We start from the raw sequence: 20,077 nt of genomic DNA on the forward strand, positions 1-20,077 counted from the left end.
GAACGCGGATGCTAGCGCGCCGCGTTGGTCGCGGCCCGTGACGAATGGCATGGGAAACCGGCTGCCATAATTCCACGCATGAACGACCAGCCCCAGCCGCTGACCCCCGGGCGGATCGCCGTGGTCGTCCCGGCCCTCAACGAAGCACTGCGCATCCGGGGCGTGGTCCAAGGCGCGCTGCACCACTGCCCGAACGTGATCGTGGTCGACGACGGCTCCGATGACGGCACCGCGGACGCCATCGCCGACCTGCCGGTCGTGCTGTTGCGCCATGCAACCCGCATGGGCAAGGGCGCCGGCCTGCGCACGGGGTTCGCCGAGGCCTTGCGTCGCGGCCTGGACGCGGTGGTGACGATGGACGGCGACGGCCAGCACAGTGCCGACGACATCCCCCGCCTGCTCGCCGCGGCCAACCGCCGCCCGGGCTGGATCGTGATCGGCGCGCGCCTGCGCAAGCGTGCCAACCAGCCGCTGTACCGGCGACTGGCCAACGAATTCGGCGACTGGGGCATCGCCTGGGGCACCGGCTACCAGGTCGCCGACAGCCAGAGCGGGCAGCGCCTGTATCCGGCCGAGGTCTGCCGGCTGGCCTGCACCGGCGTGCCCGGCGAGGACTTCGTGTTCGAGGCGCAGGTGGTGATGTCGGCCGCGCAGGGACTCGGCACGCGATGCGTGTCGATCCCGATCGAAGCCCGCTACAACCTGGTTCACGCGGCACCGGATTTCCGCCCCAGTCACTTCCGCCCGCTCCGCGACCTGTGGCGGATCACCAGCCATATCGTCCTGCAGTGCGTGCGCCGCGGCGGCTTGTGGCAGGTCCACCGGCGCGTCCGCGCGCACCCGCCGGTGATCGACGATCCGGCAGGCGAGTTCGCCACCGACGCGCATGCGGCGCAGCCACGCTGACCGGCGGCGGCGGCCTGCGCGTTATGATCCGCGCCCCGATGCCATCACTTCCCGAGCCCCTGCCGCACGCTGCCGCCACGCTCGCCGTGGACTATCGGCACGATCCGCTGGAGGCCGTGCTGGCCGATCGGCGGCTGCTGGCGGTGTTCGGCTTCGGTGACCAGGCCCCGGCGACGCACGCGGATCCGCGCTATCTGCGGGTAAACCTGCCCGTGCATGGCGGCGCGCCATTCGAATGCTGGCGGGTGCAAGACGAGGTCCGCGATGGCCGCAGCGACGACATCGCCTGGAGCGAGGACGGTCACCTGCAGTTCGGCGCGCTGGACGTGGCCGATGCCGGCGACGGCGACATCGAACAGGCCGCCGAACAGGCCTACGCGCGCCTGCAGGCCTGGCTGGCCGCCGGCGACTATCCGCATCCACTGCGGATCTGGAATTACCTCGACGCGATCACCGCCGGCGAAGGCGACGAGGAACGCTATCGACGCTTCTGCGTGGGCCGCGCACGCGGCATCGGTCGCGTGCTGGGACCCGCGGAATTGCCGGCCGCCACCGCGATCGGCCATCCGCAGGCCACCGGACGGTTGCAGCTGTACTGGCTGGCGGCGAAAACACCCGGCAGCCCGCTGGAGAACCCGCGGCAGGTGCAGGCCTGGCGCTATCCGCGCCAATACGGCCCGCAAGCCCCCGGCTTCGCCCGCGCGATGCTGCCGGCGTCGGCGGCCATGCCGCTGCTGGTGTCCGGCACCGCGGCGGTGGTCGGCCATGCCTCGCTGCACGGCGACTCGCTCGAGGCGCAATTCGAGGAAGTGCTGGCCAATCTGGGCAGCCTGGTCGAGCGCGCGCGCGCAATCCGGCCCGACGTGCCGGATCGCCCCGGCAACGGCACTCGCCTGAAGGTCTACGTGCGCGACGCCGACGCCCTGCCGGCAGTCGATGCACTCTTGCGGCAACGCCTGCCCGGCGTACCCACGCTGTTGCTGCACGGCCACGTCTGCCGGCGCGAGCTGGCGGTCGAGATCGACGGCGTGCATGCTTGAGCCATCCGCCCTTGCAGGGCAACGCGACACAACCGGAGACGCATCGCGATGGGACTGATCAGCATCCTGTGGGGCATCGTGGCGATGGTATGGATGGTGCTGGCGCTGATCCCGCTGGTCGGCATCACCAACTGGCTGCTGATCCCGTTCGCCGCGATCGGCGCGATCGTTGCCGCCATCGGCATGGCCGTCACTTCGGCCGGCAAGCGTGGCCGCGCCAAGACCGGCTTGGTGCTCAATTGCGTGGTCATCGTGGTCGCGACCTGGCGACTGGGTCTGGGCGGCGGCTTGATCTGAAGCCGACGCACAATCTCGCGCTTGTGAATGTCCGATGCATTCGGATTTGGCGCGAACCCGATCGGTCGATGATGCAACATCCCGACCGGCGTCTTCGGGCGCCGGTTTTTTTTGGCCGGCGTAAACTGATGCGCATGACCACGACACCCGCCAGACACTTCCCGATCCGTCCGCGACGGATGCGCCACGACGAGTTCTCGCGCCGGCTGATGCGCGAGCACGTGCTCACGGCGAACGACCTGATCTATCCGGTATTCGTGCACGAGGGCCAGGGCCGCGTGCCGGTGGCCTCGATGCCGGGCGTGGATCGGCTGTCGATCGAGGAATTGCTGAAGGTCGGCGAACAGGCGCTGGAGCTCGGCGTGCCGGTGCTGGACTTGTTCGGGGTGCCGGAGGCATCGGCGAAGACCGCCGACGGGCGCATCGCCTGGGCCGAGGACGGCATCATCCAGCGCGCGATCCGCGCACTGAAGGCGCGCTTCCCCGAACTCGGGGTGATGAGCGACCAGGCGCTGGATCCGTACACCACGCACGGCCAGGACGGGCTGATCGACGAGAGCGGCTACATCCTCAACGACGAAACCATCGAAGCACTGGTGAAGCAGTCGCTGTCGCACGCTGCAGCCGGTGCCGACATTCTTTCGCCCAGCGACATGATGGACGGGCGCATCGGCGCGATCCGCGCCGCGCTGGAAGCCGCGGGCTTCATCCATACCCGGATCATGGCCTACAGCGCCAAGTACGCCAGCGCGTTCTACGGCCCGTTCCGCAGCGCGGTGGGCAGCGCCGCCAGCCTGGGCAAAGGCAACAAGTACAGCTACCAGATGGATCCCGCGAATTCAGACGAGGCCCTGCACGAAGTCGGGCTGGACCTGGCCGAGGGCGCGGACATGGTGATGGTGAAGCCGGGCCTGCCGTATCTGGACATCGTGTATCGGGTGAAGCAGCAGTTCCGCCGCCCGACCTACGTGTACCAGGTGAGTGGCGAGTACGCGATGATCAAGGCGGCCGCGCAGAACGGCTGGCTGGACGAACGAGCGGTGGCGATGGAGTCGCTGCTGGCGTTCAAGCGCGCCGGCGCGGACGGCATCCTCACCTACTTCGCGCTGGACGCCGCACGCTGGTTGCGGGAAACGCGTTGACGGCATTTCCGACCCGATGGAGTCTTCGATGAGCAGGCACTTCGCCGTCTTCGGCACGCCGATCGCGCACTCGCTGTCGCCGCGCATCCACGCAGCCTTCGCCAGGCAGACCGGGATCGCGCTGGATTACGTGGCGATCGAGGCTGGCCATGACGATTTCGCAATGCATCTGGCCGCGTTCGCCGACAACGGCGGCCACGGTGCCAATGTCACCCTGCCGCTGAAGGAATCCGCATTCGCCTTGTGCAGCAACACGAGCGAGCGGGCGCTTCGCGCCGGTGCAGTCAACACGCTGCTGCGCGATGGCGATGGCTGGCGCGGCGACAACACCGATGGCGCGGGCCTGCTGCGCGACCTCACGCAACGCAACGGACTGGATCTGCGCGGACGCCGGACGTTGATGCTCGGTGCGGGCGGCGCGGCGCGCGGGATCGCGCCGACCCTGCTGGATGCCGGCATCGATGCGCTGTACATCGTCAATCGCACGGCACAGAACGCCGACGCGCTGGCCGACCTGCTCGGCGATCCGAAGCGCGTGCATGCGCGCTATCTGGACGACCTGCCCGCGCTGGGCGAATTCGACCTGATCGTCAACGCGACATCGGCCACCCGCGGCGGCGAACTGCCGCATTTGCCGATGTCGATGGTCGGTCGTCGCACCGCCGCGGTCGACCTGAGCTACGGCGAGGCGGCGATCCCGTTCCTCGCCTGGGCGCGGGCGAACCGCTGCCATGACGCGATCGACGGGCTCGGCATGCTGGTCGAACAGGCCGCCGGGAGTTTCGAGGTCTGGCACGGCGTGCGCCCGGACACCGACCTCGTGTACGCCGACCTGCGCGCGCATACCGATTCGCTGGTCACCGCCGACTGAAAGCGGTCGAGCCGCCTGCTGCAGCATGTCGTCTTGCAAGAATCGTCTTACAGCAAGCCGTCGCGCTTGACCGCCAGGTAGCGCTCCACCAGCGCGCCGGGCAATTGCTCGCAGGTCACGTCGAGCACACCGACTCGATGCGAGCGCAGGGCATCGTGCACGGCGGTGCGCTGGGCGATGTAGCGGGCCGCCGCACTCGCGCGCAATGCGCCGCGCAGGTCGCGTACGTCCTCGTCCAGTACGGCGTCCAGGGCTTCCTCGCGCAGGCTGGCGACCACCACGTGGTGGCGCTGCTGGAGCACGCGCACCGCGCCCAGCAGATCGTCGCTGTCCTCGTCGCGCAGGTTGGTGACCAGCATCACCAGACTGCGCCGGCGATGCCGCTGCGACAGTTCGGTGGCGGCAGCGAGATAGTCGGTCGCCACTGGCCGTGGCTGCAGGTCATAAGTGCTGCGCAGGAACACGTCGATCGCGCCCATCCCGCGCTGCGGGGCGACCCAGCGACGCTCGCCGCCGCTGGCCAGCAGGCCCACCGCGTCGCCCTGGCGCAGGGCCAGGTAGGACACCACCAACGCGGCGTTGAGGACATGGTCGAAATGGCTGAGGTCGCCGTCGCGGGCGAGCATCCGGCGGCCGGTGTCGATCACCATCAGCAGGTGCTGGTTGCGTTCGTCCTGGTATTCGCGCGAGATCAGCCGGCGCATGCGCGCGGTGGCCTTCCAGTCGACCTGGCGCAGGCTGTCGCCGACCCGGTAGTCGCGCATCTGGTGGAAGTCGGTGCCTTCGCCGCGACGCCGCTTCACGTGCGCGCCGACCGCGCGCGAGGCGGTTTCCGCACCCAGCAAGGCCAGCCGCGCCAGCGGCGCGAAATCCGGATACACCCGCACCGTGCGTTCCGCACCGACCACGCGCGCGCGCGTCCACAAGCGCCACGGCGAATGCAGGCGCAGGTGCACGCCCTCGAAGCGCGCATCGCCGCGTTCGGTCGGCCGCAACCCGTAGTCGAAGCGCGTGCTGGCGTCGGCCGCCAGCTGCAACCGGCGCGGCAAGCCGGTGGCGATCCAGCCGACCGGATGCAGGTCGTGCACATCGACCCGCTGCGCACGCGCGCCGGCATCCAGCACCAGGGTCACGTTGCGCTCCACGCCCAGCGGCAACGCGTCCGGCAGGCTGCGCGTCATCTCCGGCATCGGCTGGCGGACGATGCGCGCGGCATCGACCAGGGCGACCAGCAACAGCGACGCGCCGGCCGCCCACCATGCCGCCACCGGCAGCACGCGGAAACTGGTCGCCAGACCCAGCAAGGCCCATCCCACGCAGCACAGCACCAGGGGCAGCGTCGGCCTCACTGACGCGGCGCGTCCACCTTGGCCAGCAACGCATGCAACACATCGTCGGTCGACTGGCCCTCGATCTGCAGTTCCGGTGCCAGCGACACGCGATGGCGCAGCACCGGCTTGGCGATCTCGCGCAGGTCGTCCGGGGTGACGAAGTCGCGCCCGCCCAGCACCGCCTGCGCACGCGCGGCACGCACCAGCCCGATGCTGCCGCGCGGGCCCGCACCCAGCGAAATACCTGGCCATTTGCGCGTGGCCGCGGCGATCCGCACCGCGTAGTCGAGCACCGCCGCATCCACCCGCACCAGCGCAGTGCCGAGCTGCATGCCCAGCACCTCGTCATGGCTGGCGACGCGCTGTACCTGGCCGAGGTCGAAGTCCGAGGCCATGCGACCCTCGCTGACCGCGGCGACCATCCGCGTCTCGTCCGCCAGACTGGGGTAACCGATCAATACCTTCAGCAGGAAGCGGTCGAGCTGCGCCTCCGGCAACGGATAGGTGCCTTCCAGCTCCAACGGATTCTGCGTCGCCAGACACAGGAACGGCGGCGGCAGCGGGAAGCTTTTGCCTTCGATGGTCACCTGGCCTTCCTGCATCGCTTCCAGCAACGCGGACTGGGTCTTGGCCGGCGCGCGATTGATCTCGTCGGCCAGCAGGATGTTGGTGAACACCGGGCCCCTGCGCACCTCGAAGCGTTCCAGCTTGGGGTCGAACACGGCATGGCCGCTGATGTCGCTGGGCATCAGGTCGGGAGTGAACTGCACGCGCGCGTGCGCGCAGCCCAGCGCCTGCGACAACGCGCGCACCAGCAGGGTCTTGCCCAGCCCGGGCACGCCTTCCAGCAACACATGGCCGCCGGCGAGCAGCGCCACCATCACCTGGTCGAGGGTGTCCTCCTGGCCGATGAAGGCCTTGCCGACTTCGGCGCGGATCGCGCTGGCGCGTTCGCCCAGCGCCTCGCCGACGAGCGGTGCGATGGACGGGGCGATGTCGATGCTCATAAGCGTTTCCTCAGGTCGATCAGGCGGGCAATGCGATGACGGAATTCATTGGTGTCCACCGGCGGACGCGTATCCAGGGTGGCGCGCACCTGCGCGGCAGGAAGCTCGATGCGCGCTGCCAGCAGGGACGCCTGGGTCTCGCCGTCCTGCGCGGCGGCGAGCGGGTCGCGGCGACGCAGATGGGCCAGCACGGCATCGCGCAGCGCGCGATGCAGCACGCCCAGCTTGCCGTAGCGCAGCAGTTGCTCGCCGCTGGCCTCGACATGCTCCAGCAGCGAGCGTCGCGGCGGCATCGGCGATGGCTGCAGCGGACCGAAGCGCTGCATGCGCATCCACAACCAGGCCAGCAATGCCAGCAGCAGCGGCAGCAGGAACGCCCACGCATGCGTCAGCAGCCAGCGCCACAGCGGCGGCATGTCCGCGGCATACACCAGATGGAAGCGGCCCTTGCCCCAGTTCGGTGCCAGCAACTGGCGGGCGAAGGCCAGGTGCGGGCCTTCGTCCAGGCTGCTGTTGTCGATCATGTCCATGTCGCCGAGCAGGTCGACGCTGCCGTCGCCATACGGGAAACGCGCGAACACGTGGTGGCCGTCGCGGGTACGCCAGGCCGCGGAGACCTCGGCGTCCTCGGCCAGTTCGAAACGCGGCGCGCGGCAGAACTCCACGTGGTCGTCCTGGCGGGGCACGAACAGATCCATGCAATGCGGATCGAGCAGTTCCGGTTCGATCGGCAGCCAGTCCGCCAGGTCGCCGGCAAAGGATTCTTCCGGTTGCCACGACGGCAGCCGCAGCACCAGATGCCCGCCGTCTTCAGCGAACCGGAACAGCGCTTCCAACTGGTCGTAACCGAGCAAACGCGGATCGCTGTAGACCAGCAGGGTGTCGCCGGCGGCCAGGGCCATCTCGTCCAGTTGCAGGCGCTGGCGCGATTCCACGCGTTGTCCCTCGGCGCGCAGGGCCAGCTTGAGCCCGTACAGCGGGTTGTAGCTGGCCTCGCCGCGTGGCGGCAGCGGGATGGTCGTCTCCACGCGGTGGTGGGTGACCAGGAACCAGGCCACGCCGGCGGCGATGATGGCGAGCGCCAGCAACCACGGCAACGCGGTGCGTGTGCGGCTCATGCGGCCCACCCGAAGCGCCCGCCCAGGCCCGCCAGCAGGCCCTCGAAATCACCGTCATCCGGCAAACGCTCGGCATAGGCCGCGTACTGCCACACGCGGACCATCCGGCCGAAGGCATCGCGGTCCTCCTGGTCGCGCAGGCCGCGCGCGGCGCGCAGGCATTCGGCCTCGGTGGCGCCCGGCACCAGCACCGCGCCGGTGCGCGCGACCATGCCGGCCACGCTGGCGCGATACAGCAGCGCCAATGCGCGACGCTTGCGGCCGTCCTGCCAGAGCTGGCGCGCGGCCCCTGCGATGTCGTCCGGCAATGCATCTGGCGAGAGATGCGGTTCGCTGGCCACCGGCGTGGCCGCACTGCGCGGCGGCGGCGCGATCCCGCGCAGCCACGGCCACCACTGCCGATGGCTGACCACGACCAGGCCGACCAGCAAGGCCGCCAGCAACCACAGCCCGTATTCGCCGATCGCCGCGATGATCTTGCCGAAGATGGCCGGGAACTTGCCCGGTTTGCGCGGCTCGCCGGGCTTCGCCGGCTTGCGTCGCTCCCAGTGCTTGTCGGTGCGCTTCGGCGACAGCAACGGATCGGCATACGCGCGTTCGACCGCCTTGTCGAAGCGGGCCGGATCCTGCACCTGCGGGAACACCATCGGCAGCGTGGGCGGCTGGGTGGCGCTGGACTTCTTGTTGTCGGTCTTGGCTGCTGGCTTGGGCGCGTGCTTTGGTGTGGGCGTGGGTGCGGCATCAGCCGGCGTGGTCGGCGCCTGCTGCGCCTGTGCGGCCTTCGGCATCGACAGGCCCAGCACGCAGGCCACCAGCAACAACGGCAGCAGCGCCTGCAGGCGACGACGCATCCGCCGGAACGCGATTTCGATATCCCAGCCTTCGATCTGGGTGCGCCGGTCCAGGTACAGGCCGAAACCTGCACCCACGTAGAACGGCTCGATCAGGCTGACCGCCAGCCACGCCACCGCATTGCCGGCCAGGTGCACCCACGGCGGCGGTTCCTCGGTCAGCAGCGCCCACATGGCCCGCGCCGATTCCGACATGAATTCGACCGGCACGAACACCATCACCAGTGCGTACGCGCCGAACAGCAGCGCGGCCTCGAACCCGATGCACACCAGAGTCGACAGGAAGGCGGTGCCGCGCACCGAACCGCCGATCACCCGTCGTCGCGGGCCGGGATTGGCGCCGCCTTCGAGCAGGTCGACCGGCAGGTACAGCGCGCGGGTCGGTCCCAGCCGCCGCCAGGTCAGGTAGGCCGGCATCGCCCGCCAGGCCCATGTGCGTTGCGCGGCCAGGGTCGCGCGCACGCCGGGGGCTTCGCCGAACAGCGACTGCGACAGTACGAACAGCGGGATCCGGTCGAACACCGGCTTCAGCCACCACATCGCCAGTCCCATCCACGGCAACAACCCGGTGAACCAGCCGATCGCGTTCACCACCGCGAACACCGGCAGGGTCACCAGCAGCCACGGCAACCAGATGGCCCGCGCATGCGTGCGCACCAGCGCGGTGCCCAGCTCCATCGCCTCCCAAGGCGAGCGCGGGCGCAATTCCACCCGCGGCTGGTCAAGGCGCATGCCGGTCCCTCCCGCCGAACCACAGCCACGCGATCACCAGCGCCCACAGCGCGCCGCCCACCGAATACTTGCCCCAGGCCGGGATCCAGCCGATCGACGACCAGAACGCCTCGATGAAAGCCGCGGCCAGCAGCATCGCGAACACGCCCAGGCACAGCCGCGCGCCGCGACGGCCGCCCTCGACCAGCGCATCCACGCGGCGACGGCGACCGGGCGCGATCAGGTCCAGGCCCAGCCGCAGGCCCGCGCCACCGGCGATCACGATCGCGCTGAGCTCGAACGCGGAATGCCCGGCGACGAAGCGCCAGAACGGATCGCCATGTCCGGTCGCCTGCAGGTGCCCGGCCACGCCGCCGATGAACACCCCGTTGAAGGACAGCGCCAGCGCCGGACCCACGCCGGCCAGCAGGCCGCTGGCAAAGGTGCGCAGGCCGATGCTGATGTTGTTGAAGATGTAGTAGCCGAACATCATCAGGTCGGACTCGGCGGCGCGCCCCAGCGTGGCCTTGGCCGGGTCGTACATCGCCTCCATCTCCGCTACCTGCTGCGCGCCCATCAGGGTGTGGATCAGTTCCGGCTTGACCTGCACGCCGATGAAGCTGGCCACCAGCGGGATCGCGAACAGCGCCAGCGCGGCCCACATCACCCCGGCTTCCGCACGCACCAGCCGCGGCATGTCGGCCGCGAAAAACTCGAACGCGCGCTGCCAACGCGGCAGCGGCGGCCGGTACATCAGCGCATGGCCACGCTGCATCAGTTCCTGCAGGCGCGCGACCAGTTGCGGGCTGTAGCCGCGGCGACGGGCCAGGCCCAGTTGCTGGCAGACGCGGCGATACGCCGCCGGCACGTCTTCGTCCGCCAGTCCACGCCAGCTGCGATCGGCGCGCGCACGCCGCGGCCGCGCGCCGCGTGCATCCAGCCATTGCTCGAAGGCCTGCCATTCGGCCTCGTGGCGGACGATGAAGTGTTCCTGCCGGATCATCGCCTCAGCGCTTCCCGAGCAGCCAATGGGCGATGCCGGCCAGCCGGTGCACGCCCTCGCCACCCTGCGCGCCGGTGGCGGGCGCGGCGATGTCGGCCAGCTCCTGCTGGCGCTCCGGTGTCAACCGCGGCGCGCGCTCGGCAAAGGCGACGATCGCCGCCTGTTCCTCCGGGCGCAACGGCAGCACCGGTGCCATCACGCCGTCGGCGGCCATGACCGACAACGGGCGGGACTTCGGCACGTGCACGACCATGGTGCCGGCAACCAGGTCGCCCAGCCGCCGTCCCCACGGATCGAACAGCCCGCTCACCAGGCCGCAGGCGTAACCGAACGGCAGCATGTCCACCGTGCGCATCAAATTGCGCACGCACGCGGCCAGCCAGCCCACCGGCGCGCCGTCGCTGGAGACCACCCGCAGGTCCAGCGCGCGCTTGCCCGGCGTCTGTCCGTCGAACAGGCCCTCGCACAGGATCGGATACAGCCAGAACAGGGCGAACAGGATCAGCAGGTAAACGCCCATGCCGGCCTTGTCGAACGCGCCCAGCACCATCGACGCCGCCAGCAGCAACCCCATGCGAATGCCGAAGTCGATCAGCCACGCCAGCGCGCGCGGCACCGGCCCCGCCGCCGGCAGCCGCAGCGCCACGCCTTCGGGCGTATGCACCTCGCGGACGGTATCCAGCATCAGGCGTGCGCGGTCAGGTAGTGGTCCTTCAGGCGCACGTAGTGCCCGGCGCTGTAGTACAGCGCTTCGATCTCGGCATCACTGAGCATGCGGACTTTCTTGCCCGGGTTGCCCAGCCAGAGTTCGCCCTCGCCGACCACTTTTCCGGGGGCGATGAGCGCGCCGGCACCGACGAAGCCATGCTTCTTCACCACCGCGCCATCCAGCACGATCGCGCCCATGCCGATCAGCACCGCGTCCTCGATCCGGCAGGCGTGGATGATCGCCTTGTGGCCGATGGTCACATCCTCGCCGATCACCGTGGCAAAGCCGCCGAGCTTGGCGTGCGGGCCGTCGTGGCTGACGTGGATCACGCTGCCGTCCTGCACATTGGTGCGCGCGCCGATGCGGATGAAATTCACATCGCCGCGGACGATCGTGCCGGGCCAGATCGACACGTCATCGCCCAGCACCACGTCGCCGATCACGGTCGCGGCGGGATCGACATAGGCGCGCTGGCCCACGGTCGGCAGGATGTCGCGATACGGGCGCAGCACGGGCGTGTTCGAGGTCATGGCCCATTCTAGCGGCCACGCCCGCGGTGCCGGTCTACACTCGCCGCATGAATACCGCCGCCACCATTGCCGCGAATGCGGCCATCACCGCCGCCAACGCCGCCATCGCGGGTGCAGCGCGCCAGCAGGGATCGGGCAGCGCGGGCAGCAGCACGCCGCACCGCGGCGCGGATACCGCCGCGACAGACCTCGCGCCCACGTTGCAACGCCTGCGCGATGCCTGGCAGGCGAACAAACCGGACCACGCCCAGCGGCACGCCGACCTGCAACGCCTTCGCGATGCGTTGAAGCGCAAGCTCGATGCGATGGCCACCACCATCGCCGCCGACTTCGGCCATCGCTCGCGCGAGGAGAGCGTGATCGCCGACGGCATGACCGTGCTGAACGACATCGACCATCTGATCAAGCATCTTCGCGGCTGGATGAAGCCCAAGCGCATCGGCGTGGGCTGGCGCTTCCTGCCGGCGCGCGCGCAGCTGCGGCCCTCGCCGGTCGGCGTGGTCGGGGTGATCGCGCCGTGGAACTACCCGGTCAACCTGTCGCTGATCCCGTTGGCCACCGCGATCGCCGCCGGCAACCACGTGTACCTGAAGCCGTCCGAGCACACGCCGAAGACCAGCCAGTTCCTGCGCGAACTGCTGGCCGAAGTCTTCCCGCCCGATCGCGTCGCGGTGGCGACCGGCGGGGCGGAGATCGGCGCGGCCTTCGCGGGATTGCCGTTCGACCATCTGGTCTTTACCGGCTCTACTGCGGTCGGTCGCAAGGTGATGGCCGCAGCCGCGCCGAACCTGACCCCGTTGACCCTGGAACTGGGCGGCAAGTCGCCGGCACTGATCGCCGACGACTACCCGATCGAACGCGCCGCCGCACGCATCGCCACCGGCAAGTGGTTCAACGGCGGGCAGACCTGCATCGCCCCGGATTACGTGCTGGTGCCGAAGGGCAAGCGCGACGCGCTGGTCAAGGCGCTGCGGGCCGAAGTGATCGCACGCTACGGCGAGCACTTCGAGAACGTCGGCGACTACACCCGCATCATCAACGACGGCCAGTACGCACGGCTCAAGGGCTACCTGGACGATGCCAAGCAGCGCGGCATCGAGAAGGTGACGCTCGCCGGCCATGCCGATCCCGCGCAACGGATCATGCCGCCTACATTGCTGCTGGATCCGGGCGACGATGCCACGGTGATGCAGGAGGAAATCTTCGGGCCGCTGCTGTCGATCAAGAGTTACCGCACGCTCGATGACGCAATCGCCTACATCAACGCGCACGACCGACCGCTGGCGCTGTATCCCTTCAGCCACGACAACGCCGTGGTCGAGAAGATCCTGCACCACACCCTGGCCGGCGGCGTCTCGGTCAACGACACCCTGTTCCATTTCGCGATCACCGACCTGCCGTTCGGCGGCGTGGGGCCGAGCGGGATGGGCGCGTACCACGGCCGCGCCGGCTTCGATGCCATGAGCAAGCAATTGCCGGTGTTGTGGCAGGCACGGCGCACCGGCGGCGACCTGCTCAAGCCGCCGTATTCGAAGGCGAAATGGTTGCTCGACCTGATCGTGCGCTGAGGCCCGGATGAAAATCGCCAGCTGGAACGTCAACTCCCTCAACGTGCGCCTGCCGCACCTGCAGCAGTGGTTGCAGGACTTCGCGCCGGACGTGGTGGGCCTGCAGGAAACCAAGCTCGAGGACCACAAGTTCCCCGAGGACGCCTTGCTGGCCGCCGGCTATCGCAGCGCCTTCATCGGCCAGAAGACCTACAACGGCGTGGCGATCCTGGCGCGGCATTCGATCGGCGACGTGCAACTGGGCATTCCCGGCTTCGACGACGTGCAGGCGCGGGCGATCGCCGCGACGGTCAACGGCGTGCGCATCGTCAACCTATACGTGGTCAACGGCCAGGACATCGGCACCGACAAGTACGCCTACAAGCTGCGCTGGCTCGATGCCGTGCACGCATGGGTGGCCGATGAACTGCAGCGGCATCCGAAACTGGTGGTGATGGGCGATTTCAACATCGCCCCGGACGACCGCGACGTGCACGATCCTGTTGTCTGGAACGACGACCACATCCTCACCTCCACCGCCGAGCGCGACGCGCTGCGCGGGCTGCTCGGCCTGGGCCTGCACGATGCGTTCCGCCTGCACCACGACGACGCCGGCATCTTCAGCTGGTGGGACTACCGGCAGGCGGCATTCCGCCGCAATCTGGGACTGCGCATCGACCTGACCCTGGTCTCCGATGCGCTGAAGGCCGATGCCGTGCAAGCCGGCATCGACCGCACGCCGCGCACCTGGGAACGCGCCAGCGACCACACGCCGGCGTGGGTGCAACTGGCGGCGGGTTGATCTGCAGCCGCCGGTTGAAGCGCAAAGAAAAAGCCCGGCAAGCCGGGCTTTTTCTCACACATCCATGTGTGGATCGGCGCTTAGCGCGCGCGACCGCGGGTGAACAGGTTGACGATCAGCAGCAGCACGACCGCGCCGATGAAGGCGGTGATCAGGAAGCCGACGGTGCCACCGAAGCTCAGGCCGACCATCGGCAGCAGGAAGCCGCCCAGGAAACCGCCGATGATGCCGACGATGACGTTGAGGATGATGCCCTGCGAGCCATCGCGCTTCATCATGATGCTGGCCAGCCAACCTGCGATACCGCCGACGATCAGGTAGATGAGGAAATTCATGGTATTGGGCTCCTGGAAAATGTGGACATGACGCGGAAAGGTCGTTGGACTTCACGGCGCCCCTCGACGTGGGGCGCTCGGGGTGGGCGTAGTCTCCGCGCGCTTGCGTGACGGCGATGTCTGCAATCGCCGGCCTTTCCGCCGACGGTGCACGAACGCCGTGCAGGCCCGCATACTCCGCGCATGAGCGATGACACCGCCGCGCTGCGGCCCGAACTCGAAGCCGGCCTGGGCGCGCTGGGGCTGGATCCGGCACTGGCCACGCCGCTGCTCGACTACGTGGCCCTGCTCGCGCTGTGGAACGCGACCTACAACCTGACCGCGGTCCGCGACCCGCGCGAGATGATCGCCAAACACTTGCTGGATTCGCTGGCGATGCAGCCATACGTGCGCGGGCTGGCCACGCTGGCCGACCTGGGTACCGGTCCCGGCCTGCCCGGCATTCCGCTGGCGATCGCCACGCCCTCGCTGCATGTGACCCTGGTCGAGAGCAACGGCAAGAAGGCGCGCTTCCTGCGCGAAGCGATTCGCCAGCTCAAGCTGGGCAATGCCACGGTGGCCGAATCGCGGATCGAGGCATTCAAGCCGGCCACCACCTTCGATGCCATCACCGCACGTGCGTTGGCCACCCTGCCGCTGATCCTGCAACTTGGCGGCCATCTGCCTGGACCTGACGGACGCCTGCTGGCGATGAAGGGTGTGCTGCCCGTCGACGAGATCGCCGCCCTGCCCGGGGGCTGGCGGCTGGCCGCGGTGCATCCGCTGCGGGTGCCCGGGCTGGTGGGCGAGCGCCACCTCGTCGAAGTCGTGCGGGCGGGCTCTGAGGCATAATCGACCGCCCGGCGTCTCCTGCGCCGGACTCGCGAAGGACACCCACGCCGCATGGCCCGCATCATCGCCATCGCCAACCAGAAGGGCGGCGTCGGCAAGACCACCACCGCCGTCAACCTGGCCGCCGCGCTGGCGCGCACACCCAAGCGCGTCCTGCTGGTCGACCTGGACCCGCAAGGCAACGCGACCATGGGCAGCGGCATCGAGAAACGCGAGCTCGAGACCTCGATCACCAACGTGATGCTGGGCGAAGCGCAGGCGCGCGAGGCGATCGTGCGTTGCGGCGACGGTTACGACCTGTTGCCCGGCAACATCGACCTGACCGCCGCCGAGATCCAGTTGATGGACATGGCCGGCCGCGAGCAGAAGCTCAAGCAGGCCCTGGACACCGTGCGCGACGGCTACGACTTCGTGATCGTCGACTGCCCGCCCTCGCTGTCCCTGCTGACCCTCAATGCGCTCACCGCCAGCGATGCGGTGCTGGTGCCGATGCAGTGCGAGTACTACGCGCTGGAAGGCTTGAGCGCGCTGCTCGACACCATCGATGCGCTGAAGGGCCGGCTCAATCCCGCGCTGGAAATCGAAGGCGTGCTGCGGACCATGTTCGACGTGCGCAACAACCTGGCCAACGCGGTGTCGGCCGAACTCACCAATCACTTCGGTGATCTCGTGTTCCGCACGATCATTCCTCGCAACGTGCGCCTGGCCGAAGCGCCCAGCCATGGCCAGAGCATCATCGGTTACGACAAGGCCAGCCGCGGCGGCGTGGCCTATCTCGGGCTTGCGGGCGAGCTCTTGCGCCGGCAGCGCGAGCGCATGCAGAAATCCAAGGAGAAGGCGGCATGACGGCCGGCACCCAGCCCGCGAAAAGCGCGGCGAAGAAGCGCGGCCTCGGGCGCGGACTGGAAGCGTTGCTCGGCCCCAAGGCCGCTGCGGAAGCCCCTCCGATGCAGGCGATGCCGGGCGACACCCTGCGCACCCTGCCGATCGACGCGATGGTGCCGGGCAAGTACCAGCCGCGGCGTTCGATGGACGAGGCCAAGCTGGAGGAACTCGCCTCGTCGATCCGCTCGCAGGGCGTGATCCAGCCGATCGTGGTGCGCGAACACGTCGGCGCCGACGGCAAGGGCGGCCGTACCTACGAAATCATCGCCGGCGAACGTCGCTGGCGCGCCTCGCAGCGTGCGGGCCTGACCGAAGTGCCGGTGGTGGTGCGGGTGGTCGACGACCGCACCGTGGTGGCGATGGCGCTGATCGAGAACATCCAGCGCGAAGACCTCAATCCGCTGGAAGAAGCGCAGGCGCTGCAGCGGCTGATCGACGAATTCGACCTGACCCACGCCGCCGCCGCCGAAGCCGTGGGCCGTTCGCGCGCGGCCGTCAGCAACCTGTTGCGCCTGCTCGAATTGCCGGACGAGATCCGCGCGCTGGTACAGGCCGGCTCCATCGAAATGGGCCATGCCCGCGCATTGCTGCCGCTGGCCGCACCGATGGCGATCTCGCTGGCGAAGCAGGCCGCCGAACACGGCTGGTCGGTTCGCGAAGTCGAGCATCGCGTGCAGCAACTGGCGTCCGGCAAGGTCACCAGCTCGCCGAAAAAGGCCGCACCGAAGGCCAGGCCGCAGGCCGACATCGTCACCCTGGAACGCGAACTGTCGGAAACCCTGGGCAGCCGCGTGGACGTGGTCCAGGGCCGCGGCAAGAAGGGCAAGCTGGTCATCCACTACGCCGACTTCGACGTGCTGGACGGCGTGCTGGAACGCCTGCGCAACAAGACTTGAGAACGCCCGACGCATGAGCGCGAGCATTCATGGTCAGAGCCCGCAACTGTCGGTCGTGGTGCCGGTCCACAACGAGGAAGACAACGTCGCGCCGCTGATCGGCGAGATCACCAAGGCGTTGCGCGGGCACATCGCATTCGAGATCGTCTACGTCGACGACACCTCGCGCGATGCCACGCTGCAACGCCTGCGGGAGCTGCAGGCGAGCGTGCCGGAACTGCGCGTCATCCGTCACCTGAGCAATGCCGGGCAGAGCACCGCCGTGCGAAACGGGGTCAAGGCCGCGCGCGCGTCGTGGATCGCCACCCTCGACGGCGACGGCCAGAACGATCCGGCCGACATCCCGAAACTGCTGGCGCAACGCGATGCCGCCGCAGCCGAGATCAAGCTGTTCGCCGGTTGGCGGGTGAATCGCCAGGACAGCGGCAGCAAGCGCTGGGCATCGAAGTGGGCGAACGCGATCCGCGCACGCATGTTGCGCGACGACACGCCCGACACCGGCTGCGGGATCAAGCTGTTCGAGCGCGATGCCTTCCTTGACCTGCCCTACTTCGACCACATGCACCGCTACCTGCCGGCGCTGATGCAACGCGCGGGATGGAAGACGGTGAGCGTGCCGGTCAACCATCGCCATCGCACCGCCGGTGTGTCCAAGTACAACAACCTCAACCGCGCGATCGTCGGCATCCGCGACCTGCGCGGCGTGGCCTGGCTGATCGTGCGCAGCCGCCGCACTGCCGTCGAAGAGATGGTTTTCGAGAGCAAGACGCCGTGATCGAGTCCGCGCCGGACGTGATGAACACCGCCATTCCGTGGCTGGAATGGACCGGCATCCACATGAGCCCGTGGAAGCTGATCGGCCTGGTCGGCGCGCTGATGTTCGGCGGTCGCTGGCTGGTCCAGTTCATCGCCAGCAAGCGCCAGGGCAAACCGGTGATCCCGCGTGCGTTCTGGTACATGAGCATCATCGGCAGCCTGATGACGCTCAGCTATTTCATCTTCGGCAAGAACGACGCCGTCGGCATCCTGCAGAACCTGTTCCCCAGCTTCACCGCCTGCTACAGCCTTTACCTGGACATCAAGCATCGCGGCTGGGATCGCGACCGTAACGCGCATTAGTCCTCGCTCGTCATCCCGGCGAATGCTGGAATGACGAACCAAAGCACGATGCTACGATCCGGCCACTTCGATGCCGGATGCCGCCACGTGAAATCGCCCGCCCTTCGATCTCTGGCGCTCGCCTGCTGCCTGTTGCTGCCCGCACTTGCGCACGCGCAGTCGCCGCCGAGCGCCACCGACAAGAGCTTCGAGACTATCTACAAAGCCGAGTGGGACTGGCGCACGCAACAGGCACCCAGCTGGGACGAGGACAGCGACAACAGCGGCCGCACGCCGTCGACCACGCTGGCCGATGTGAGTCCCGCGGCACAGGCGAAGCGGCTGGCCTATCTCGATGGCGTGCTGAAACAGCTCGACGCCATCGAGGCCGGCAAACTCTCCGCGGCCAACCAGGTCAACTTCGCGGTCTATCGCCCGCAGATCCAGCACTTGGCTGCGGAACTGCGTTTCCGCGACTACGAGATGCCGTTCAACGCCGACAGCTCGTTCTGGTCGGATCTCGGTTTCATGGCCCGCGCCACCCCGCGCGATGCGGATGGCTATCGCGCCTATGCCTCGCGCTTGCGCGACGTGCCGCGCTATTTCGAGCAGCAGACCACGAACATGCGCGCAGGACTTGCGCGCGGTTTCTCGGTGCCGCGCGCGGTGCTGGACGGCCGCGACGTGTCGATCGCGATGGTTGCGGACCTGAAGGACATCGAGTCTTCCAACTTCTACGATCCGTATCGCAAGATGCCGTCGAGCATCCCCGCCGCCGAACAGGAAACGCTTCGCGCTGAAGGCCGCGCCGCGATCCGCGATGCGGTCGTGCCCGCGTTCGCGAAACTGCTGGTGTTCTTCCGCAGCGACTACATGCCGAAGGCGCGCACCACGCTCGCCGCCGAAGCGATGCCGGATGGCGAGGCCTGGTATCGCGAACAGATCCGCAAATACACCACGCTCGACCTCACGGCCGACGATATCCACGCGATCGGCCTGAAGGAAGTCGCGTCGATCCGCGCGGAGATGGACACGATCATCCGCGACGTGAAGTTCACCGGAAGCTTCGCCGACTTCCTCGCCTTCCTGCGCAGCGATCCGCAGTTCTATTCGAAGACGCCGCAGCAGTTGCTGGATCGCGCCGCTTGGATTTCCAAGCGGGTGGACGGCGAGATCGGCAAGATCATCGGCACCCTGCCGCGCGGCCGCTTCACCATCGTGCCGGTGCCGCCGGACATCGCGCCGTTCTGGACCGCCGGCCGCGGCGGCGCGGAGACCTACTGGGTCAACACCTACAACCTGCCCAGCCGCCCGCTGTACAACCTGCCGGCGCTGACCCTGCACGAGTCCTCGCCGGGCCACGCGCTGCAGGGTTCGCTGGTGCGCGAGCAGGGCGACGTACCCGACTTCCGCAAGGATTACATCAGCGCCTATGGCGAGGGTTGGGGCCTGTATTCGGAATGGCTGGGCAAGGAAATGGGCATCTACGAAACCCCTTACGAGGATTTCGGGCGCCTGACCTATGCGATGTGGCGGGCTTGCCGGCTGGTCATCGACACCGGCGTCCATCACAAGGGCTGGAGCCGCGAACAGGCCCTGGCCTACCTGCGCGACAACACCGCGCTGTCCGAGCATGAGGTCACCACCGAGGTCGACCGCTACATCAGCTGGCCGGGCCAGGCGCTCAGCTACAAGCTCGGCGAGCTGACGATCATGCGCCTGCGCCGCGAGGCCGAAGCCGCGCTGGGCCCGAAGTTCGACGTCCGCGCCTTCCACGACGCCGTGCTGGCGCAGGGCTCGGTGCCGCTGCCGGTGCTGGAGTCGCAGATCCGGGCGTATATCGCCGAGGCGAAAGCCGCCAAGAGCCGCTGACCTCTGCTCGGCTGGCTTGGTGGGTGTTCGGTACGCGGCTCGAAATGCCGCTGCGCGAACACCCACCAAGCCCGCTCTTGATTTTCCGCCGGCCCGCCAATAAGCGTCAGAGCCTCTTCGGCCCCGACGGGGTAGGGGTCGAGCGCGCCATGGACGGCGCGCGCCCGCGCATCGGAGCCGGATGCGGAGCCTAAGCGGCGACCCCTACCCCGTCGGGGTCGAAGAGGCTGACGACAGACCCCAAGTGCTTGCCCACAAAGGACTTTGTCGGCATAATGCGCGGCTCGCTGCGTCC

The 20,077-nt window shown here is 68.5% G+C and carries 21 protein-coding genes; 13 read left to right on the forward strand and 8 right to left on the reverse strand.

Annotated features, from left to right (window positions below; all coding sequences use genetic code 11):
• Positions 1 to 78 precede the first annotated feature (78 nt).
• From H9L16_RS04460 to aroE, 5 genes are all read left to right on the forward strand, one after another.
• The gene (locus H9L16_RS04460) at positions 79 to 906 is read left to right on the forward strand and encodes a glycosyltransferase family 2 protein (RefSeq protein ID WP_187553363.1); all 828 of its coding nucleotides are present in this window, start codon (positions 79 to 81) and stop codon (positions 904 to 906) included.
• A gap of 38 nt (positions 907 to 944) precedes the next feature.
• On the forward strand, positions 945 to 1,946 hold the full coding sequence (locus H9L16_RS04465) for a chorismate transformation FkbO/Hyg5 family protein (RefSeq protein WP_187553364.1): 1,002 nt from the start codon (positions 945 to 947) through the stop codon (positions 1,944 to 1,946).
• Between the two features lie 48 nt (positions 1,947 to 1,994).
• Positions 1,995 to 2,243, forward strand: a complete 249-nt coding sequence (locus tag H9L16_RS04470) for a hypothetical protein (RefSeq protein ID WP_187553365.1) — start codon at positions 1,995 to 1,997, stop codon at positions 2,241 to 2,243.
• 134 nt (positions 2,244 to 2,377) lie between these two features.
• The gene (hemB, locus tag H9L16_RS04475; RefSeq protein ID WP_223158173.1) at positions 2,378 to 3,385 is read left to right on the forward strand and encodes a porphobilinogen synthase; all 1,008 of its coding nucleotides are present in this window, start codon (positions 2,378 to 2,380) and stop codon (positions 3,383 to 3,385) included.
• 28 nt (positions 3,386 to 3,413) lie between these two features.
• On the forward strand, positions 3,414 to 4,256 hold the full coding sequence (aroE, locus tag H9L16_RS04480; protein ID WP_187553366.1) for a shikimate dehydrogenase: 843 nt from the start codon (positions 3,414 to 3,416) through the stop codon (positions 4,254 to 4,256).
• Positions 4,257 to 4,303: 47 nt separating this feature from the next.
• Here aroE and H9L16_RS04485 read toward each other — a convergent pair whose 3' ends face one another.
• Genes H9L16_RS04485 through H9L16_RS04515 form a run of 7 tightly spaced genes read right to left on the reverse strand, consistent with a single transcriptional unit; the run spans position 4,304 to position 11,516 of the window.
• Positions 4,304 to 5,605, reverse strand: coding sequence for a DUF58 domain-containing protein (locus H9L16_RS04485; protein WP_187553367.1), 1,302 nt, complete (start codon positions 5,603 to 5,605; stop codon positions 4,304 to 4,306).
• Positions 5,602 to 6,594, reverse strand: a complete 993-nt coding sequence (locus tag H9L16_RS04490) for an AAA family ATPase (RefSeq protein ID WP_187553368.1) — start codon at positions 6,592 to 6,594, stop codon at positions 5,602 to 5,604. Before H9L16_RS04490 ends, H9L16_RS04485 begins: the two co-directional genes overlap by 4 nt.
• The gene (locus H9L16_RS04495) at positions 6,591 to 7,712 is read right to left on the reverse strand and encodes a DUF4350 domain-containing protein (RefSeq protein ID WP_229796543.1); all 1,122 of its coding nucleotides are present in this window, start codon (positions 7,710 to 7,712) and stop codon (positions 6,591 to 6,593) included. The genes H9L16_RS04490 and H9L16_RS04495 overlap by 4 nt, the downstream gene beginning before the upstream one ends.
• Positions 7,709 to 9,295: a DUF4129 domain-containing protein gene (locus tag H9L16_RS04500; RefSeq protein ID WP_187553370.1), complete on the reverse strand. Its 1,587-nt coding sequence runs from the start codon at positions 9,293 to 9,295 to the stop codon at positions 7,709 to 7,711. The genes H9L16_RS04495 and H9L16_RS04500 overlap by 4 nt, the downstream gene beginning before the upstream one ends.
• A complete protein-coding gene (locus H9L16_RS04505) occupies positions 9,285 to 10,274 on the reverse strand; it encodes a stage II sporulation protein M (RefSeq protein WP_187554050.1) in 990 nt (329 codons plus the stop codon). Before H9L16_RS04505 ends, H9L16_RS04500 begins: the two co-directional genes overlap by 11 nt.
• A 7-nt stretch (positions 10,275 to 10,281) precedes the next feature.
• Positions 10,282 to 10,962 carry an RDD family protein gene (locus H9L16_RS04510; RefSeq protein WP_187553371.1) on the reverse strand — a complete coding sequence of 227 codons (681 nt, stop codon included), beginning with the start codon at positions 10,960 to 10,962 and terminating at the stop codon, positions 10,282 to 10,284.
• The gene (locus H9L16_RS04515; protein ID WP_187553372.1) at positions 10,962 to 11,516 is read right to left on the reverse strand and encodes a gamma carbonic anhydrase family protein; all 555 of its coding nucleotides are present in this window, start codon (positions 11,514 to 11,516) and stop codon (positions 10,962 to 10,964) included. Before H9L16_RS04515 ends, H9L16_RS04510 begins: the two co-directional genes overlap by 1 nt.
• A 47-nt stretch (positions 11,517 to 11,563) precedes the next feature.
• Here H9L16_RS04515 and H9L16_RS04520 point away from each other — a divergent pair, with 47 nt between their 5' ends.
• Both H9L16_RS04520 and xth read left to right on the forward strand, forming a co-directional pair.
• Positions 11,564 to 13,084 (forward strand): coniferyl aldehyde dehydrogenase, encoded by a 1,521-nt coding sequence (locus tag H9L16_RS04520; protein WP_187553373.1) that lies wholly within the window; start codon positions 11,564 to 11,566, stop codon positions 13,082 to 13,084.
• A gap of 7 nt (positions 13,085 to 13,091) precedes the next feature.
• Positions 13,092 to 13,865 (forward strand): exodeoxyribonuclease III, encoded by a 774-nt coding sequence (gene xth, locus H9L16_RS04525; protein WP_187553374.1) that lies wholly within the window; start codon positions 13,092 to 13,094, stop codon positions 13,863 to 13,865.
• A gap of 80 nt (positions 13,866 to 13,945) precedes the next feature.
• On the opposite strand, the gene H9L16_RS04530 is transcribed toward xth, so the two are convergent.
• Positions 13,946 to 14,200 carry a GlsB/YeaQ/YmgE family stress response membrane protein gene (locus tag H9L16_RS04530; protein WP_187553375.1) on the reverse strand — a complete coding sequence of 85 codons (255 nt, stop codon included), beginning with the start codon at positions 14,198 to 14,200 and terminating at the stop codon, positions 13,946 to 13,948.
• A 183-nt stretch (positions 14,201 to 14,383) separates the two neighbouring features.
• Here H9L16_RS04530 and rsmG point away from each other — a divergent pair, with 183 nt between their 5' ends.
• The 6 genes from rsmG to H9L16_RS04560 are packed head-to-tail and all read left to right on the forward strand — an operon-like array spanning position 14,384 to position 19,782.
• On the forward strand, positions 14,384 to 15,031 hold the full coding sequence (gene rsmG / locus H9L16_RS04535; RefSeq protein ID WP_187553376.1) for a 16S rRNA (guanine(527)-N(7))-methyltransferase RsmG: 648 nt from the start codon (positions 14,384 to 14,386) through the stop codon (positions 15,029 to 15,031).
• A 51-nt stretch (positions 15,032 to 15,082) separates the two neighbouring features.
• On the forward strand, positions 15,083 to 15,877 hold the full coding sequence (locus H9L16_RS04540) for a ParA family protein (RefSeq protein WP_187553377.1): 795 nt from the start codon (positions 15,083 to 15,085) through the stop codon (positions 15,875 to 15,877).
• Complete coding sequence (locus H9L16_RS04545; RefSeq protein ID WP_187553378.1) at positions 15,874 to 16,812, forward strand: ParB/RepB/Spo0J family partition protein; 939 nt, start codon at positions 15,874 to 15,876, stop codon at positions 16,810 to 16,812. The genes H9L16_RS04540 and H9L16_RS04545 overlap by 4 nt, the downstream gene beginning before the upstream one ends.
• Positions 16,813 to 16,825: 13 nt before the next feature.
• Positions 16,826 to 17,587, forward strand: a complete 762-nt coding sequence (locus tag H9L16_RS04550) for a glycosyltransferase family 2 protein (RefSeq protein WP_187553379.1) — start codon at positions 16,826 to 16,828, stop codon at positions 17,585 to 17,587.
• Positions 17,588 to 17,607: 20 nt separating this feature from the next.
• Entirely contained in the window at positions 17,608 to 17,931 is a 324-nt protein-coding gene (locus H9L16_RS04555) for a lipid-A-disaccharide synthase N-terminal domain-containing protein (RefSeq protein WP_187554051.1), read from the forward strand.
• A 48-nt stretch (positions 17,932 to 17,979) separates the two neighbouring features.
• Positions 17,980 to 19,782, forward strand: coding sequence for a DUF885 domain-containing protein (locus H9L16_RS04560; protein ID WP_187554052.1), 1,803 nt, complete (start codon positions 17,980 to 17,982; stop codon positions 19,780 to 19,782).
• Positions 19,783 to 20,077 lie beyond the last annotated feature (295 nt).

This window comes from Thermomonas carbonis, from assembly GCF_014396975.1.
In the GTDB taxonomy this organism is placed as follows: Bacteria; Pseudomonadota; Gammaproteobacteria; order Xanthomonadales; family Xanthomonadaceae; genus Thermomonas; species Thermomonas carbonis.

Excerpts from the sequence above, each read along its gene's own strand:
- H9L16_RS04460 (WP_187553363.1), top strand. The coding sequence starts at position 79 with ATGAACGACCAGCCCCAGCCGCTGACCCCCGGGCGGATCGCCGTGGTC.
- H9L16_RS04465 (WP_187553364.1), top strand. The coding sequence starts at position 945 with ATGCCATCACTTCCCGAGCCCCTGCCGCACGCTGCCGCCACGCTCGCC.
- H9L16_RS04470 (WP_187553365.1), top strand. The coding sequence starts at position 1,995 with ATGGGACTGATCAGCATCCTGTGGGGCATCGTGGCGATGGTATGGATG.
- hemB (WP_223158173.1), top strand. The coding sequence starts at position 2,378 with ATGACCACGACACCCGCCAGACACTTCCCGATCCGTCCGCGACGGATG.
- aroE (WP_187553366.1), top strand. The coding sequence starts at position 3,414 with ATGAGCAGGCACTTCGCCGTCTTCGGCACGCCGATCGCGCACTCGCTG.
- H9L16_RS04490 (WP_187553368.1), bottom strand. The coding sequence starts at position 6,594 with ATGAGCATCGACATCGCCCCGTCCATCGCACCGCTCGTCGGCGAGGCG.
- H9L16_RS04495 (WP_229796543.1), bottom strand. The coding sequence starts at position 7,712 with ATGAGCCGCACACGCACCGCGTTGCCGTGGTTGCTGGCGCTCGCCATC.
- H9L16_RS04500 (WP_187553370.1), bottom strand. The coding sequence starts at position 9,295 with ATGCGCCTTGACCAGCCGCGGGTGGAATTGCGCCCGCGCTCGCCTTGG.
- H9L16_RS04510 (WP_187553371.1), bottom strand. The coding sequence starts at position 10,962 with ATGCTGGATACCGTCCGCGAGGTGCATACGCCCGAAGGCGTGGCGCTG.
- H9L16_RS04515 (WP_187553372.1), bottom strand. The coding sequence starts at position 11,516 with ATGACCTCGAACACGCCCGTGCTGCGCCCGTATCGCGACATCCTGCCG.
- H9L16_RS04520 (WP_187553373.1), top strand. The coding sequence starts at position 11,564 with ATGAATACCGCCGCCACCATTGCCGCGAATGCGGCCATCACCGCCGCC.
- xth (WP_187553374.1), top strand. The coding sequence starts at position 13,092 with ATGAAAATCGCCAGCTGGAACGTCAACTCCCTCAACGTGCGCCTGCCG.
- H9L16_RS04530 (WP_187553375.1), bottom strand. The coding sequence starts at position 14,200 with ATGAATTTCCTCATCTACCTGATCGTCGGCGGTATCGCAGGTTGGCTG.
- rsmG (WP_187553376.1), top strand. The coding sequence starts at position 14,384 with ATGAGCGATGACACCGCCGCGCTGCGGCCCGAACTCGAAGCCGGCCTG.
- H9L16_RS04540 (WP_187553377.1), top strand. The coding sequence starts at position 15,083 with ATGGCCCGCATCATCGCCATCGCCAACCAGAAGGGCGGCGTCGGCAAG.
- H9L16_RS04545 (WP_187553378.1), top strand. The coding sequence starts at position 15,874 with ATGACGGCCGGCACCCAGCCCGCGAAAAGCGCGGCGAAGAAGCGCGGC.
- H9L16_RS04550 (WP_187553379.1), top strand. The coding sequence starts at position 16,826 with ATGAGCGCGAGCATTCATGGTCAGAGCCCGCAACTGTCGGTCGTGGTG.
- H9L16_RS04555 (WP_187554051.1), top strand. The coding sequence starts at position 17,608 with ATGAACACCGCCATTCCGTGGCTGGAATGGACCGGCATCCACATGAGC.
- H9L16_RS04560 (WP_187554052.1), top strand. The coding sequence starts at position 17,980 with ATGCTACGATCCGGCCACTTCGATGCCGGATGCCGCCACGTGAAATCG.